17 protein-coding genes are annotated in these 15,952 nt (G+C 59.4%); 10 read left to right on the plus strand and 7 right to left on the minus strand.

Annotated features, from left to right (window positions below; translation table 11 throughout):
- Positions 1-25: 25 nt before the first annotated feature.
- On the minus strand, positions 26-1,456 hold the full coding sequence (locus H7698_RS07600; RefSeq protein ID WP_194691021.1) for a coniferyl aldehyde dehydrogenase: 1,431 nt from the start codon (positions 1,454-1,456) through the stop codon (positions 26-28).
- A gap of 148 nt (positions 1,457-1,604) precedes the next feature.
- Between H7698_RS07600 and H7698_RS07605 the strand changes: the two genes are divergently transcribed.
- Together H7698_RS07605 and H7698_RS07610 are read left to right on the plus strand one after the other, a co-directional pair.
- Positions 1,605-2,294, plus strand: coding sequence for a TetR/AcrR family transcriptional regulator (locus H7698_RS07605; RefSeq protein WP_162439374.1), 690 nt, complete (start codon positions 1,605-1,607; stop codon positions 2,292-2,294).
- Positions 2,295-2,309: 15 nt separating this feature from the next.
- Positions 2,310-3,164 (plus strand): sulfurtransferase, encoded by an 855-nt coding sequence (locus H7698_RS07610; protein WP_194691022.1) that lies wholly within the window; start codon positions 2,310-2,312, stop codon positions 3,162-3,164.
- A gap of 29 nt (positions 3,165-3,193) precedes the next feature.
- Here H7698_RS07610 and H7698_RS07615 read toward each other — a convergent pair whose 3' ends face one another.
- From H7698_RS07615 to H7698_RS07630, 4 genes are all read right to left on the minus strand, one after another.
- Positions 3,194-4,183 (minus strand): hydrolase, encoded by a 990-nt coding sequence (locus H7698_RS07615; RefSeq protein WP_194691023.1) that lies wholly within the window; start codon positions 4,181-4,183, stop codon positions 3,194-3,196.
- Positions 4,184-4,246: 63 nt separating this feature from the next.
- Positions 4,247-4,858, minus strand: coding sequence for a 16S rRNA (guanine(966)-N(2))-methyltransferase RsmD (gene rsmD, locus H7698_RS07620; RefSeq protein ID WP_162439371.1), 612 nt, complete (start codon positions 4,856-4,858; stop codon positions 4,247-4,249).
- Positions 4,858-6,348, minus strand: a complete 1,491-nt coding sequence (locus tag H7698_RS07625) for a M16 family metallopeptidase (protein ID WP_194691024.1) — start codon at positions 6,346-6,348, stop codon at positions 4,858-4,860. Before H7698_RS07625 ends, rsmD begins: the two co-directional genes overlap by 1 nt.
- The gene (locus tag H7698_RS07630) at positions 6,341-7,696 is read right to left on the minus strand and encodes a M16 family metallopeptidase (RefSeq protein ID WP_162439369.1); all 1,356 of its coding nucleotides are present in this window, start codon (positions 7,694-7,696) and stop codon (positions 6,341-6,343) included. The genes H7698_RS07625 and H7698_RS07630 overlap by 8 nt, the downstream gene beginning before the upstream one ends.
- Positions 7,697-8,040: 344 nt before the next feature.
- On the opposite strand from H7698_RS07630, the gene ftsY reads away from it, so the two are divergent.
- The 4 genes from ftsY to rpoH all read left to right on the plus strand — a co-directional run bounded on the left by ftsY (position 8,041) and on the right by rpoH (position 12,209).
- Entirely contained in the window at positions 8,041-9,555 is a 1,515-nt protein-coding gene (gene ftsY / locus H7698_RS07635) for a signal recognition particle-docking protein FtsY (protein WP_194691025.1), read from the plus strand.
- Positions 9,552-10,223, plus strand: a complete 672-nt coding sequence (gene ftsE / locus H7698_RS07640) for a cell division ATP-binding protein FtsE (RefSeq protein WP_095164552.1) — start codon at positions 9,552-9,554, stop codon at positions 10,221-10,223. Before ftsY ends, ftsE begins: the two co-directional genes overlap by 4 nt.
- On the plus strand, positions 10,220-11,242 hold the full coding sequence (gene ftsX, locus H7698_RS07645) for a permease-like cell division protein FtsX (protein ID WP_194691026.1): 1,023 nt from the start codon (positions 10,220-10,222) through the stop codon (positions 11,240-11,242). The genes ftsE and ftsX overlap by 4 nt, the downstream gene beginning before the upstream one ends.
- Before the next feature lie 112 nt (positions 11,243-11,354).
- Positions 11,355-12,209 carry an RNA polymerase sigma factor RpoH gene (gene rpoH, locus H7698_RS07650; RefSeq protein ID WP_007897890.1) on the plus strand — a complete coding sequence of 285 codons (855 nt, stop codon included), beginning with the start codon at positions 11,355-11,357 and terminating at the stop codon, positions 12,207-12,209.
- A gap of 94 nt (positions 12,210-12,303) precedes the next feature.
- On the opposite strand, the gene mtgA is transcribed toward rpoH, so the two are convergent.
- Positions 12,304-13,026 (minus strand): monofunctional biosynthetic peptidoglycan transglycosylase, encoded by a 723-nt coding sequence (gene mtgA, locus H7698_RS07655; RefSeq protein ID WP_162439366.1) that lies wholly within the window; start codon positions 13,024-13,026, stop codon positions 12,304-12,306.
- Positions 13,027-13,100: 74 nt separating this feature from the next.
- On the opposite strand from mtgA, the gene H7698_RS07660 reads away from it, so the two are divergent.
- The 4 genes from H7698_RS07660 (at position 13,101) to trmB (ending at position 15,478) form a co-directional block, all read left to right on the plus strand.
- Positions 13,101-13,472: a DUF423 domain-containing protein gene (locus H7698_RS07660; RefSeq protein ID WP_162439365.1), complete on the plus strand. Its 372-nt coding sequence runs from the start codon at positions 13,101-13,103 to the stop codon at positions 13,470-13,472.
- 215 nt (positions 13,473-13,687) lie between these two features.
- Positions 13,688-13,888: a sulfur carrier protein ThiS gene (thiS, locus tag H7698_RS07665; RefSeq protein WP_162439364.1), complete on the plus strand. Its 201-nt coding sequence runs from the start codon at positions 13,688-13,690 to the stop codon at positions 13,886-13,888.
- Positions 13,889-13,948: 60 nt separating this feature from the next.
- Positions 13,949-14,743, plus strand: a complete 795-nt coding sequence (locus H7698_RS07670; protein WP_162439363.1) for a thiazole synthase — start codon at positions 13,949-13,951, stop codon at positions 14,741-14,743.
- Positions 14,744-14,752: 9 nt separating this feature from the next.
- A complete protein-coding gene (gene trmB, locus H7698_RS07675) occupies positions 14,753-15,478 on the plus strand; it encodes a tRNA (guanosine(46)-N7)-methyltransferase TrmB (RefSeq protein ID WP_162439362.1) in 726 nt (241 codons plus the stop codon).
- A gap of 130 nt (positions 15,479-15,608) precedes the next feature.
- On the opposite strand, the gene H7698_RS07680 is transcribed toward trmB, so the two are convergent.
- A complete protein-coding gene (locus H7698_RS07680) occupies positions 15,609-15,932 on the minus strand; it encodes a DUF3392 domain-containing protein (protein ID WP_162439361.1) in 324 nt (107 codons plus the stop codon).
- Positions 15,933-15,952 lie beyond the last annotated feature (20 nt).

The raw sequence follows: 15,952 nt of genomic DNA on the forward strand, positions 1-15,952 counted from the left end.
TTTTATTACCCGGCGGTGATGATCGTTAGCGAATAAACAATTTCTGGATCAGTTTCTGAATGGCTTTTCCGTACGGCGGATAAATCAGCTTCGCCGCGTTGAAGCGCTGTTTGATCAGCACACCCTTGGCTTTGCTGAAGGTCAGGAAACCCTCGTGGCCGTGGTAGTGCCCCATCCCGGAAGCGCCAATCCCGCCGAACGGCATATCGTCCTGGGCGACATGCAGCAACGTGTCGTTCAAGCAGACACCGCCGGAATGGGTTTCGTGGAGCACGCGATTCTGTTCGCGCTTGTTGTAGCCGAAGTAGTAAAGCGCCAGTGGGCGCGGGCGCTGGTTGATGTAGGCAAAGGCTTCATCAAGGTCGGTGTAAGGCACAACCGGCAGCAACGGACCGAAGATCTCGTCCTGCATCACGGTCATGTCGTCGCTGACGTTAAGCAGCAAGCTATGACTCATGCGGCGCGCCTGACCCTGGTCGAACAACGGAATCAGCAGCGCACCCTTGCTGGTGGCATCGCTGATGTAGCCGTTGAGCCTGGCCAGCTGTCGGTCATTGATAATCGCGGTGTAGTCCGGGTTGTCGGTCAGTGTCGGATAGAACCCACGCACTGCCTGACGATAAGCTTCGACGAACGCCCCGACGCGCGCTTCCGGTACCAATACATAGTCCGGGGCCACGCAGGTTTGTCCGGCATTGAGGGTTTTGCCGAAAGCGATGCGTTCCGCAGCGTCCTTGAGCGGGACGTCGTGGGAAACGATAGCCGGGGATTTGCCGCCCAGTTCCAGGGTCACGGGCGTCAGGTTTTCCGACGCCGCACGCATCACATGTTTGCCGATGCTGGTGGAACCAGTGAACAACAGGTGATCAAAAGGTAGCCGGGAGAACGCCACGCCGACGTCAGCCTCGCCCAGCACGACGCCCACCAGGTCCTGTGGAAAAATCCGGCCCAGCAGTTCCTTGAGCAGTAATCCGGTGGCGGGTGTCGATTCGCTCAGCTTGAGCATCACCCGATTGCCTGCCGACAGCGCCCCCACCAGTGGCCCGATGGCCAGGTACAGCGGGTAGTTCCACGGCACGATCACACCGACCACGCCCAGCGGTTGATAAACGACTTTGGCCGATGCGGGCTGAAAGGCAACCCCGACTTTTCGCCGCGAGGCTTTCATCCAGCCTTTGAGGTGCTGGCTGGCGTAATGAATGCCATGCAGGCTTGGCATCAGTTCGGCGAGCAGGGTTTCATCGGCGCTGCGGTGGCTGAAGTCCTGGCTGATGGCGTCGATCAGTGCCTGGCGTTCGTCGCTCAACAGGTCCCGCAGTGCTTTGAGCCATTGCTGGCGCTGGGCTGCCGGCGGCATCGGGTTGGCTGCGTAGGCGGCGCGCTGAGCGTCGAACAGGGTTCGAAGTTCATCCAGCGGCTGCTGTAAGTCTTGCAGGTAAGCGATGTCAGCGGTCATGGCCAGCTCCGGATTTTTATTGTACTGAAACACTTTTTAGAGTCTATGCTCTATAAAGTCAAATGACATCCTGGCGCAGCTTTGTTTTATCCCATCGTGGATAGGTCGTAAGATGCCCTTCATCGCACTCTGAATTTAAGCTCAAGCCATGGCCCCTCGAATAAAAACCAGCGAGCGCATCGTGCAGAACAGCCTGGAGCTGTTCAATCAGCAAGGCGAACGCAGCATCAGCACCAATCACATTGCCGCCCACATGGAGATCTCTCCGGGCAACCTGTACTACCACTTCCCTAACAAGCAGGCGATTATCGCCGTGCTGTTCAGCGAGTATGAAAGCCTGGTGGACAGCTTCCTGCGTCCGCCTCAGGGCCGTGCTTCGACGGTGGAAGACAAGCGCTTCTATCTGAAGGAACTGCTCGCGGCGATGTGGCGCTACCGGTTTCTACACCGCGACCTCGAGCACTTGCTCGACAGCGATCCGGAACTGGCCGCCCGTTATCGGCGCTTTTCCCAGCGCTGCCTGATTTACGGCACGCACATCTACGCCGCCTTCGTCGACGCCGGCATCCTGCGCATGGACAAGGTGCAGATCGAATCCCTGACCCTGAATGCCTGGATCATCCTCACGTCGTGGGTGCGTTTTCTGTGCACCACGCGGGAAAACTCCAATCACTTGAGCGAGCAAGCCATCAAGCGTGGCGTGTATCAGGTGTTGGTGCTTGAAGCCGGTTTTGTCACGGATGAGGCGCGCGACGCGGTCAACGCGTTGTATGAGGAGTTTTACGTGCCGCTGGGTCAGGCGCTGGAAGAAGTGCAACCGGAATCAGAACCGCTTTAATCACAGGAGCCTGTTATGCCTATTGCGCAGTTGATCAGCCCGCAAGCGTTGGACCTGAAAAAGGAGCAGCCGGGGCTGGTAATCCTGGATTGCCGTTTCGCCCTTGAAGACCCGGATTACGGTCAGCGCAGCTATGCCGAAGGGCATATTGCCGGGTCGAGTTTTGCCGACCTGGAACGTGATTTGAGTGGGACGGTGGTCAAAGGCGTGACCGGGCGCCATCCGTTGCCGGAGCCTGAAGACCTGATCGAACGGCTGCAATCCTTCGGCATCAATGCCGACAGCGACGTGGTTTTGTACGACGATGGCCCCGGCGCCTTTGCGGCACGCGCCTGGTGGTTGCTGGCCTGGCTGGGCAAACGTGACGGTGTGTTCATTCTGGATGGCGGGCTAAAAGCCTGGCACGCGGCGGGTCTGCCACTGAGCCTGGATGCCTGCAATAACAAGCGCGGTACCTTCACTGGAGCGCCGGACGATTCGTTGACCCTGACCGCCGAAGAGCTTCAACAGCGTCTCGGCCAGCCATCGCTGACGTTGCTCGATGCCCGCGCGTTGCCGCGATTCAAAGGTGAGGTGGAACCGATCGATCCGGTCGCTGGGCATATTCCTGGCGCGCAATGTGCGGCGTTCACCGACAACCTGGACAGCGACGGGCGTTTCCTGCCGGCCGATCAGCTCAAGCAGCGATTCGCCGCGAAGCTCGGTGAGCGCTCGCCGGTGGAGTTGGTGGCGTATTGCGGTTCTGGCGTGACGGCTTGCCATAACCTGTTTGCGTTGAGCCTGGCGGGATATCCGTTGGGTGCGTTGTATGCAGGGTCGTGGAGCGAATGGATCAATGAGCCTGCGCGGGGCATTGCGAAAGGCGAGTAGAAGATCAAAAGATCGCAGCCTGCGATCTTTCAATGGTTGGCCAACCACTGCGGAATACGTCGTTCCAGGTAGTAACCCGGCCGCCGGAACGTGCCATCCACAAAGCCGACATGCCCACCTTTGGCCTGCAATTCAAATTCAGTGCATGCGGACAATTCGTCCGCTTGCGGCAGGCTGTGCGGGAACACAAAGGGGTCGTCGGCCGCCTGAATGATCAACGTCGGTGTGCGAATTTCGCTCAGGAAATATCGGCTTGAAGCACGGCGATAGTAATCCTCGGCATCAACGAAACCATGCAGTGGCGCGGTCACCCGACCGTCGAAATCCCAGAAGGTGCGCATGTTTTCCAGCGAACCAAGGGCCGCTAACGCTGCGATGCCATCCTCCCGGCCATCATGCTGAAACTGGCGCTGCTTGTTCTTGATGTAGCCGACCATCTCGCGCATGAAGTGCGCCTGATAGACCTTTGAGAATCCCTGGCCGATACGGTCGGCGCACTGATCCAGACGAAAAGGCACGGACACCGCCACCGCGCCGAGCAGCCCGCTTTCACTGCCCGTCTCACCCAGATGCTTGAGCAGGACATTACCGCCCAACGAGTAACCCACCGCGTACAAGGGGGCCAGCGGCCGTTTGGCTCGCAGGTGCTTGATGGCTTCGGCCAGGTCTTCGCTGGCGCCGGAGTGATAGCTGCGCGGTAGCAGATTCGGTTCGCCCGAGCAGCCTCGCCAGTTCAGCGCCACGCTCGCCCACCCTTGGGCCGCCAGCGCTTTTTGCACGCCGGCCACGTACGGCGAGTTCGATGAACCGGTCAGACCGTGCAGCACCAATACCAACGGCGCATCGGCACTGTGCGGGCCGTGCCAGTCCAGGTCGAGGAAGTCACCATCCTCGAGCCACAGGCGCTCACGCTCCCGAGTGATGTGTGTGGTTTTGCGCCATAGCGGTCCCCACAAGGTCTGCAGGTGCGGGTTGCCAAGGCCGAAGGCGGGGGAAAAGCGTTCTGAAGAAAGGGGCACAATTGTTCTCGATGCAGCGGTGCGCGCCTTGAGCAAGGTGCGCACCTTTTTCAGGCCAGTCGATTAACCGGCGATCTCTGCCATACGTTGCCACAACGCGTAGTACACCCGCCCGGATTTTTGCTCCCGGTGGAGGCGCCAGTTACCGGGCAGGCCCAGGGCAGAAGGCGCATTTTCGCTTTCGGTGTAGATCCAGGCTTCATTGGCCAGCCATTGGCGCTCTTCCAGCAGCGTGCAGACGGTTGGCAGCAGATTCTGGTTGAACGGCGGATCCAGGAATACCAGGTCGTATTCAACCGCGGTCTGGGTTTCCAGATAGCGCAAGGCATCGGCCGTCTGGATCTGGCCAGTGGTGCAGCGCAGGGTGCCCAGGTGTTCCTTGATGCTCGCTACCGCGATGTTGCTGGCGTCCAGGGCCTGGCCCATCGCTGCGCCACGGGACAACGCTTCGAGAAAAAGCGCGCCACTGCCGGCGAACGGATCAAACACTTTGGCGCCAGCGACATAGGGCGCGAGCCAGTTGAACAGGGTTTCACGCACCCGGTCAGGCGTCGGACGCAAGCCCGGCGCATCGGGGAAGCTCAGCTTGCGGCTGCCCCATTCACCGCCAATGATACGAAGTTGGTTCACACCGTTGTGCACGTTGTGTACGGGTTTTTTAGCACGAGTGGCCATTAATGCTCCGGAACCCCGAGCGGTTGCTCGGCAGGTTTATCAGATGGGGCCGGTAACGGCTTTTGCGGCACGGTCGGGCCAGCGCTGACGATGACCAGTTTGTCCGTGCTCAAGTGTTTGTTCAGTGCAGCTTTGACCTGTTCCACCGTCAGGCTCTGGGACTCGCGCATGAAGTCATCCAGGTAGTTCAACGGCAGGTTGTAGAAGCCCATTGCACCCAGTTGCCCGACGATATCGGCGTTGCTGGCGGTGGACAGCGGGAAGCTGCCCGCCAGTTCACGCTTGGCGTCGTCGAGTTCTTTTTCGGTAGGACCGGTTTTAAGGTAGTCGGCGAGCACGTCCTGTACCAGTTTCAGCGTGCCTTCGCTCATCTCGGCGCGGGTCTGCAGGTTGATCATGAACGGGCCGCGCGCCTGCATCGGGGTGAAGCCCGAATAGACACCGTAAGCCAGGCCGCGCTTCTCGCGCACTTCGCTCATCAGTCGGGTGCCGAAGCCACCGCCGCCGAGGATCTGGTTGCCCATGGACAGTGCGGCATAGTCCGGATCGTCCCGGTCGATGCCCAGTTGCGCGAGCATCAGGTTGGTCTGTTTGGACGGGAATTCGATATGACCAACGCTGGCCTTCGGATCAGCCGGTTGCGGGATTTTTGCCAGGGCCGGGCCTTTTGGCAGCGCGCTGGAAACCTGCGAAGCAATGGCCTCGGCTTCCGCGCGGGACAGGTCCCCCACCAATGCGATCACGACGTTGCCGGCGGCATAGGCTTTCTCATGAAACGCCTTGAGCTGCGCCAGCGTGATAGCCGGTATGGATTTCGCCGTGCCGTCGCTGGAGTGCGCGTAAGGGTGATCGCCGTACAGGCGATTCATCAGCTCCAGGCTCGCCAGTTTGCCGGGGTTCTGTTTCTGATATTCGAAGCCGGCGAGCATCTGGTTCTTGATGCGCGCGAAGGAGTCGGCCGGAAAGGTCGGTTGACCCGCGACTTCAGAGAACAGTTTAAGCGCAGGCTCTCGTTTATCCGTCGCGCTAAGGCTGCGTAGCGAAAGGAGCGCCATGTCCTTGAACGCGCCGTTGCCAAAATCTGCACCCAGGCCTTCGAAGCCCTGGGCGATGGCGCCGACATCCTTGCCCGCAACACCTTCGTTAAGCATCGCGTTGGTCAGCAACGCCAGGCCCGGTGCGTTGCCGTCCTGGCTGCTGCCGGCGGCGAAGATCAGACGCATGTCGAACATCGGCAGCTCGCGGGCTTCGACGAACATCACCTTGGCGCCTTCCGCCGTGTTCCAGGTTTGCACGTTGAGTGTGCGATGACTTGGGGCTTTGCCGTCGAGTTCGGCTAGCGATTGCAGCTTTTGGCTGGATTTGGCTTTGTCGAGGGCTTCGCTGGCGGTCGACTCGTCGGGCCGGAACAGGTAGGCGACGGCGGACCCGATCAGGGCGACAACGATCAAGCCGATCAGGGCTACGCGTGGTTTTTTACGCTCACTCATGAGTCGTCTCCAATGGCAGTACATGGGCGACGCTGAGACGTTCGCGTGTGAAGTACAACTTGGCGGCGTTCTGGATATCTTGCGGGGTCACGCTTTCCAGGTCGGCGAGTTCCGTGTCCATCAGCTTCCAGGACAGGCCCACGGTCTCCAATTGACCGATGGCAGTGGCCTGGCTGGTGATCGAGTCGCGCTCGTAGACCAGGCCGGCGATGACTTGAGCGCGCACGCGTTCCAGTTCTTCGGCAGTTGGCGCGGTGGTTTTCAACTGTTCGAGCAGTTTCCACAAGCCGGCTTCGGCTTGGGCGATGGTTTTGTTTTTCTGAGTGTTGGGCGTTGCCGACAGGGTGAACAGGCTGTCGCCACGGGTATAGGCGTCGTAACTCGACGCGCCACCGGACACAAGCTCTTCGCCGCGTTCCAGCTGAGTCGGGATGCGTCCGCTGTAGCCGCCATCGAGCAGGGCTGAAATCAGGCGCAAGGCGTTTACCGAGCGTTTGTCTTCAGCAGTAGCGATGCTCGGTACGTTGAAGCCCAGCATCAGGCTCGGCAATTGAGTCTGCACGTGCAGGGTGATCTGCCGTTCGCCGGGCTCTGCCAACTCAAGCGGGATTTTAGCGGGCGGCACGTCGCGCTTGGCGATCGGGCCGAAATAGCGCTGGGCCAGGGTTTTCACTTCGTCCGGGGTCACGTCGCCGACCACCACAAGGGTGGCATTGTTCGGCACGTACCAGGATTGATACCAGTGGCGCAGTTCTTCGACTTTCATGCGGTCCAGGTCAGCCATCCAGCCGATGGTCGGCGTGTGGTAACCGCTGGCCGGATAGGCCATGGCCTTGAAGCGCTCGTACGCCTTGGACATCGGCTTGTCGTCAGTGCGCAGGCGGCGTTCTTCTTTAATGACCTCGATTTCGCGGGCGAACTCGTCAGCCGGCAGGCGCAGGCTGGCCATGCGGTCGGCTTCGAGCTCAAACGCCACGCCCAGACGGTCACGGGCCAGTACCTGGTAGTACGCGGTGAAGTCGTCGCTGGTGAAGGCATTCTCTTCGGCACCGAGGTCGCGCAGGATCAGCGACGCTTCGCCGGGGCCGACTTTTTCGCTGCCCTTGAACATCATGTGTTCCAAGGCGTGGGACAAACCGGTCTGGCCTGGGGTCTCGTAGCTGGAGCCGACCTTGTACCAGACCTGGGAAACCACGACGGGGGCACGATGGTCTTCGCGCACAACGACCTTCAGGCCGTTATCAAGGGTGAATTCGTGGGTGGGTTGCGGGTCGGCAGCCAAGGCTGAAAGTGGCAGACAAACTGTGCTGAGCAGCAGGCCTGCAGCGCGGCGGGCTAGAGCATTCATTCGTTTTTAAACCTGTTGGGCTGCCCGCTTGGTCTTAGCGTCAGCGGGCGAGAGGGTGCTAGGATACTGATCCGTTTTACTGGCGGCCACGCCTATGAGGCCTTTGATCGGTCAGCAGGTTGCTTGGGTTTGCGGCGTGAACTTTGAGTTTGTCAGCTAAACTCTGCGTTTTCGCCGACGATGCCGTTCCAGTCCTTCGTATTAGTCGACTTTTGAGGTGCCGTTGGCACCTCGACAAAATGTTGCGCGTGAACAAGCTGGATCAATCGCAGTCTGTTCTGCATCGAATATTTATTTGCCGGGGCGCCCTTAGGCGCGTCGCTACCGTGAGATAGCCGTCCTCCATGTTTGGTTCCAACGACGACAAGAAGACCCCAGCTGCGGCTGGTGAGAAGAAAAGCCTGTTCGGATGGCTGCGCAAAAAGCCGCAGGAACCCGTCGTCGAACAGCCACAGCCCATTCCTGAGCCAACGCCTGCGCCTTTAATAGAAGAAGAGCCCGCGCCGATTGTCCTGCCGATAGCCGAGCCGGTACTTCAGCCAGTGGTTGAGGCTGAGCCGGAAGTGGTGGCTGAGCCATCGAAGCCAGCTGCCGAACCGTGGCTGACGCTGCCAGTGGCGGAAGAGCCGGTGGCGCTGGTCGAGGATGATGTGGCGCCGCACGTGACGCCACCGATCCCTGCGCCAACTTCATTTACGCCTGAGCCTGTCCAGGCGCCAGTGATTGAGCCAATCGTCGAGCCTGTTTTGGTTGTGGCCGAGCCTGCGCCTGTTGCCCCGGAACCTGTCATCCCTGCGTTCGTTGCGCCCGCCGCTCCGGTGGTTCAAGCGCCTGAGCCTGCGCCGATCGTTGCTCCGGTTCCTGCTGTTGAAGTGCCTGTCGTACCGGTCGAAACCCCAGCTGAACCTGCGCGCACTGAAGAAACCAAAGCCGGTTTCTTTGCCCGCCTCAAGCAAGGCCTGTCGAAGACCAGCGCCAGTATCGGCGAGGGGATGGCCAGCCTGTTCCTGGGCAAGAAAATCATCGATGACGAGTTGCTCGAAGACATCGAAACCCGTTTGCTGACCGCTGATGTCGGCGTGGAAGCCACCTCGGTGATCATCCAGCGCCTGACCCAAAAGGTTGCGCGCAAAGAACTGGCTGATGCCGATGCGCTGTACAAATCCCTTCAGGCTGAACTGGCTGCAATGCTGAAGCCTGTCGAACAGCCGCTGAAAATTGCCTCGCAGAACAAGCCGTTCGTGATTCTGGTTGTCGGCGTCAATGGCGCCGGCAAGACCACCACCATCGGCAAACTCGCCAAGAAACTGCAGCTGGAAGGCAAGAAAGTCATGCTCGCCGCAGGCGACACCTTCCGTGCGGCGGCGGTCGAGCAATTGCAGGTCTGGGGTGAGCGCAACAAGATCCCGGTCATCGCCCAGCACACCGGTGCCGATTCCGCTTCGGTTATCTTCGATGCCGTGCAGGCCGCCAAGGCTCGTGGCATCGACGTGCTGATCGCGGATACCGCCGGTCGTCTGCACACCAAAGACAATCTGATGGAAGAGCTGAAAAAGGTTCGTCGGGTGATCAGCAAGCTCGACGCTGATGCGCCCCACGAGGTGCTGTTGGTCCTCGACGCTGGCACGGGTCAGAACGCGATCAGCCAGGCTAAACAGTTCAACCAGACCGTTGAATTGACCGGTCTGGCACTGACCAAGCTCGATGGCACCGCTAAAGGCGGGGTGATTTTTGCCCTGGCCAAGCAGTTTGGTTTACCGATTCGCTACATCGGCGTCGGTGAAGGCATCGACGATTTGCGTACTTTTGAAGCAGAACCCTTTGTCCAGGCACTGTTTGCCGAGCGGGAGCGTTCATGATTCGTTTCGAACAGGTCGGTAAGCGCTACCCGAACGGTCACGTCGGCTTGCATGAGCTGAGCTTTCGAGTCCGTCGGGGTGAATTCTTGTTTGTAACCGGGCATTCCGGCGCCGGTAAAAGCACGCTGTTGCGCCTGTTGCTGGCCATGGAGCGTCCGACCACAGGTAAATTGCTGCTGGCCGGGCAAGATCTGGCCACCATCAGCAATGCGCAGATTCCATTCCTGCGGCGGCAGATTGGGGTGGTGTTCCAGAATCACCAGTTGCTGTTCGATCGCACGGTGTTCAACAACGTCGCGTTGCCATTGCAGATCCTGGGCCTGTCCAAGGCCGAGATCGTCAAGCGTGTGGATTCGGCTCTGGAGCGCGTGGCGCTGTCGGACAAGACCGACCTGTATCCGGGTGACCTGTCTACCGGCCAACAGCAGCGGGTGGGCATCGCCCGTGCCATTGTTCACCGTCCGGCCTTGCTGCTGGCGGACGAACCCACCGGTAACCTCGACCCGCGTCTGGCGGCCGAGATTATGGGCGTGTTCGAAGACATCAACCGCCTGGGTACCAGCGTGTTGATCGCCAGTCACGACCTGGCACTGATCGCCCGCATGCGTCATCGCATGCTGACCCTGCAGCGTGGCCGATTGATCGGCGACGGGGAGGCCGGCGTATGAGTGCGACACGCACCCCCAAGGTTTCCGAGCGCGTGGCCCCGAAGGCCGCCGACCCGCAGCCGCAGAAGAAGAAACGTAACGATGATGATGGTCCGGATTTCGCGACATTGTTTCGTGCCTGGGTAGAGAGCCACCGTGCCAGCTTGCTGGACAGCTTGCGTCGATTGGGCAAGCAACCGATCGGCAGCTTCTTTACGTGCATGGTGATGGCGGTTGCCCTCAGCTTGCCTATGGGCCTGTCACTTTTGCTAAGCAACGTGGAGCGGCTGGGCGGGTCCTGGCAGCGTGCAGCGCAGATTTCCCTGTACCTGCAACTCGACGCCAGCCCGACCGAGGGTGAAGCGCTGCGCGAGCAGATCAAGGGCATGCCCGGTGTCGCGGAGGCCGAATACGTTGGCCGTGATCAGGCGCTGGAAGAGTTCCAGCAGCAGTCCGGTCTGGGTGACGCGCTCAAGGAGCTACCGGAAAACCCCTTGCCGGGCGTGGTTCTGGTGACGCCCAACGAAGTCGACAAGCCCGCGCTTGAAGCATTGAGACAAAAACTTTCCGAGTTGCCGAAGGTACAGCAGGCGCAACTTGATCTAGTCTGGGTCGAGCGTTTGGCGGCGATTCTCAAGCTGGGTGACCGATTTGTCTTCGGGCTGACCGTGCTTCTGGTTTCTGCATTACTTTTGGTGATAGGCAATACCATTCGTCTTCATATTGAAAACCGCCGCACAGAGATAGAAGTGATTAAACTCGTCGGCGGCACTGACAGTTATGTGCGCAGGCCTTTTCTGTATATGGGTGCGTTGTATGGCTTCGGTGCGGGGATTTTTTCATGGGGCGTTCTGGCGTTCGGCCTGGACTGGCTGAACGATGCAGTCGTCGGTCTGGCCGGTTTGTACGGCAGTAATTTTGCGCTGGCGGGAGTGCCAGTAGCCGACGGTCTGTCTCTCTTGCTTGGCGCTGTGCTGTTGGGGTATATCGGTGCATGGATTGCAGTCGCACGCCACCTGCGGGAGCTTGCGCCAAAGTAATATCATTTTGCTCGTATTGACCTTTCAGCGTTTATGGGAACTTGTTCTTCGGTTTCCGGTCAATTTTCGCAGTGCTGAACTGCACGAGTTTGTAAGTCGGAGGTTTTTTCGTATGACCAATTCTTTGCAACCTGCATATGCTCTAGTCCCAGGCGCGAACCTGGAAGCCTATGTGCACACGGTGAACAGCATTCCATTGCTGACGCCGGAGCAGGAGCGTGAACTGGCCGAGAGTCTCTATTATGAGCAGGATTTGGGGGCGGCTCGGCAGATGGTGCTCGCCCACCTGCGTTTTGTTGTGCATATCGCCCGTAGCTATTCCGGCTACGGTTTGGCTCAGGCTGACCTGATCCAGGAAGGCAATGTCGGCTTGATGAAAGCCGTGAAGCGCTTCAACCCGGAAATGGGCGTGCGCCTGGTGTCCTTTGCCGTGCACTGGATCAAGGCGGAAATCCACGAGTTCATCCTGCGTAACTGGCGCATTGTGAAAGTGGCGACCACCAAGGCTCAGCGCAAGCTGTTCTTCAACCTGCGCAGCCAGAAGAAACGTCTGGCTTGGCTGAACAACGAGGAAGTCCACCGTGTGGCGGAAAGCCTTGGGGTAGAGCCGCGGGAAGTGCGTGAGATGGAAAGTCGCCTGACCGGCCACGACATGGCATTCGACCCGGCTGCGGAAGCGGACGACGACAGTGCTTTCCAATCGCCGGCCAACTACCTGGAAGACCACCGGTACGATCCGGCTCGTCAACTGGAAGATGCCGACTGGAGCGACAACTCCAACCATAACCTGCACGAAGCGCTGGAAGTGCTGGACGACCGTAGCCGTGACATCCTCTATCAGCGCTGGTTGGCTGAAGAGAAAGCCACGCTGCACGACCTCGCGCAGAAGTACAACGTGTCGGCCGAGCGTATTCGTCAGCTTGAGAAAAGCGCGATGAACAAGCTCAAATTGTCGATTGCTGCCTAACCGGCGAACCGGCAATAAAAAACGCCCCGATCATTGATCGGGGCGTTTTTGTTTTGTACGACACAATCCCCCTGTGGGGGAGTCAGTGTCTGAATTACTGCGCCCAAGGCGCCCGACGGGAATCGTTCAGCCCCACCAGGTAGCTATCGCCCCCCAGCTGGCTCATCTGCTGCCGAATCCAGCCTGCCCGCCGCGCAACATAGTTGGTTGGATGGCTCGCGCTCCACACCCGAGGATTTGGCAACACGGCAGCCAGCAAGCTAGATTGCTGACGGCTGAGGCCTTTGGCGCTGACGCCAAAATGATGCCTGGCTGCGGCTTCCGCACCAAACACGCCCTCATCCCATTCGACGCTGTTCAGGTAAACCTCAAGAATCCGCTGCTTGGGCCAGAGCACTTCGATCAATCCGGTAAACCAGGCTTCGAGCCCTTTACGCAGCCAGCTGCGGCCAGACCACAGGAACAGATTTTTCGACACCTGTTGACTCAAGGTGCTGGCACCGCGAATAGACCCGCCAAGCTCGTTATGGGCAAGGGCTTTCTGGATCGCGCCAAAATCAAACCCCCAGTGTTCCGGGAATTTCTGGTCTTCACCGGCAATGACCGCCACTTTCAGGTCATCGGAGATTTCATCCCAGGGTTTCCAGGTGCGCTGCAGGTCGATGGGTTCGCCGTCGAACCAGGATTCGACTTTGCGCTCGACCATCAAAGCCGTTCCGGGGGGCGGCACGACGCGAAAGATCAGCACCAGCAATACGCTGCCGCCCGCGAACCAGAGTACGGCCTTGGTAAATCGTCGTAGAAATAAACGCAGCATAGAGATGGCTTGGCCGAACCCATTGAGCGGGCCATTATACAGACCCTGTTGATCGAGAATGACTGGAGTTCTTCATGCTGCGTGGCTTTCTGATGCTGGCCGCTTTTTTCGGCTTCACCGGTGTCGCCCTGGGGGCGTTTGCGGCCCATGGCCTGAAAAACCGGCTGACGCCCGAGTACCTGGCGATTTTCCACACCGGTGTCACCTATCAACTGGTGCACACCTTGGCGTTGCTGGGCGTGGCTTTGCTGGCCACACAGATTCCAGGTCGCTTGATCACCTGGGCAGGCGCCTCGTTCTGCATCGGCATTCTGCTGTTTTCCGGCAGCCTGTACCTGTTGACCATGACGGGCGTCAGCAAACTAGGAATCATCACGCCGTTTGGTGGCCTGGCCTTCCTGGTCGGCTGGTTCTGCCTCGGGCTCGCTGCCTGGAGGTTGAGCTGATCCGGGACATTGCCAAATAGCCTGAACTTGTCCCGCAGGAGTTGCCGCAGACCCGGGCCGCGCTCGGACGATCTTCTGATCTTTAAAGAACAGGATCAAAAGATCGCAGTCAGCGGTAGGTCCAACAGGGGGGAGCATTTCAAGACGAATGGCTTGGGTCGCCAAGTCTGATCGGGCTAGAATGCCTGCCCCTAAAAATGATGGCGGCATTCAGTATGCGCATTCAGTTGAACGGCGAATCCCTTGACCTGCCCGACGGTGAAACCGTTGCGGCCCTGCTGACCCGTCTGGAATTGACCGGACGCCGGGTGGCGGTCGAACTCAATCTGGACATCGTCCCGCGCAGCCAGCATGAACAGACCACGCTCAACGACGGCGATTCAGTCGAAGTGGTACACGCCATCGGCGGCGGCTAGTCACCGGGTCCGCAAGGGCACAGAATTTCGCAAGAACCTCACCCCAACAGAGGATTTCCCATGAGCAACGTTCGTAGCGACAAGCCCTTCGTCCTGGCCGGTCGTACTTACCAGTCGCGTTTGCTGGTAGGCACCGGCAAGTACCGCGACATGGAAGAAACCCGTCTGGCCATCGAGGCCTCGGGTGCCGAAATCGTCACCTTCGCCGTGCGTCGCACCAACCTTGGCCAGAATCCGGGTGAACCGAACCTGCTCGAAGTCCTTTCGCCGGATCGCTACACCTTCCTGCCTAATACTGCCGGTTGCTTCGACGCTACCGAGGCCGTGCGCACTTGCCGCCTGGCCCGTGAGCTGCTCGGCGGGCACAACCTGGTGAAACTGGAAGTGCTGGCGGATCAGAAAACCCTGTTCCCCAACGTGATCGAAACCCTCAAGGCCGCCGAAGTGCTGGTCAAGGAAGGCTTCGACGTGATGGTCTACACCAGCGATGACCCGATCATTGCCCGTCAACTGGCGGAAATCGGCGTTATCGCGGTGATGCCGCTGGCCGGCCTGATCGGCACGGGCCTGGGAATCTGCAATCCGTACAACCTGCAGATCATCCTCGAAGAAGCCAGGATTCCCGTGTTGGTGGATGCGGGTGTGGGTACCGCCTCGGACGCCACCATCGCCATGGAACTGGGTTGTGAAGCGGTGCTGATGAACTCGGCCATCGCCCATGCCCAGCAGCCGATCATGATGGCTGAAGCCATGAAACATGCCATCGTCGCGGGCCGTCTGGCCTACCTCGCTGGTCGCATGCCGAAAAAACTCTATGCCAGCGCCTCTTCGCCGCTGGATGGTCTGATCAAGTAAGAGCCATTGATGACTGAATCGAACGACACGCCTATCCAGCCGGAAGAAGGCGACGAGCGCCAACACCGCCGCATCAAGAGTTTCGTGATGCGCGCCGGTCGCATGACTGAAGGCCAGCAGAAAGGTCTGGAGCAAGGCACACCGCTGTTCGTGCTGCCGCTGGCCGATGCCCCGGTGGACTTCGATCAGGTGTTTGGGCGCTCTGCACCACGCTCGCTGGAAATCGGTTTCGGCATGGGCCATTCGCTGCTGGAAATGGCCGCAGCCTCGCCGGAACAGGATTTCATTGGCGTGGAGGTTCACCGTCCGGGTGTCGGTGCGCTGCTCAATGGCGTGCTGACTCAGGGGCTGACCAATCTGCGCGTTTACGATTGCGATGCGATCGAAGTACTCACCCAGTGCGTGGCGGACAACAGCCTCGATCGCCTGATGCTGTTTTTCCCGGACCCGTGGCACAAGAGCCGTCACCATAAGCGTCGTATCGTTCAGGCGTCTTTCGCCGAACTGGTACGCAGCAAGTTGAAGGTTGGCGGTGTGCTGCACATGGCCACGGATTGGGAGCCGTACGCCGAGTACATGCTGGAAGTGATGAACGTTGCACCGGGTTATCGCAACCTGGCAGAAGACGGCAAATGCGTCCCGCGTCCGACCGAGCGCCCGATCACCAAGTTCGAACGCCGCGGCGAACGCCTTGGGCATGGCGTTTGGGATTTGAAGTTCGAAAAACAGTCCTGAGCCCTACGCAATACCAACTGTAGGAGTGAGCCTGCTCGCGATTGCGATCTGACATTCAACATCTTCGTTGACTGTCAGATCGCAATCGCGAGCAGGTCACTCCTACAGTTGTTTTGTATGTTCCGTAAAATCAGCGTCGGTCGGCGACCACACCGATAAGCACCAACACCACCACCAACACCGGTGCCAGGCTGTAGTTGTTGAACTGGCTCAGGCCTTTGACGATCCACGGCGTGGCGTAGATCAATGCCGCGCCGCTGCCGACCATGCACAGCAACGCCATCATCGGCACGCGCAGGGCGCCGGCGACGCTGCCCAGGCGTTGTTCAACCCAGCCTTTGAAATCCGCACCGAACAACACCAGCAAACAGCCCACCAGCGCCAGGGCGATTTCCGAGAGGTTGCTACGGCTCCAGCGAGACACCGTGGCAAGCAGGTCGAGTATCAAATCCATTCGTTGTCCCTTAAGTCTGA

The sequence above is a fragment of the Pseudomonas sp. p50(2008) genome (genome assembly GCF_015351605.1).
Taxonomy (GTDB): domain Bacteria; phylum Pseudomonadota; class Gammaproteobacteria; order Pseudomonadales; family Pseudomonadaceae; genus Aquipseudomonas.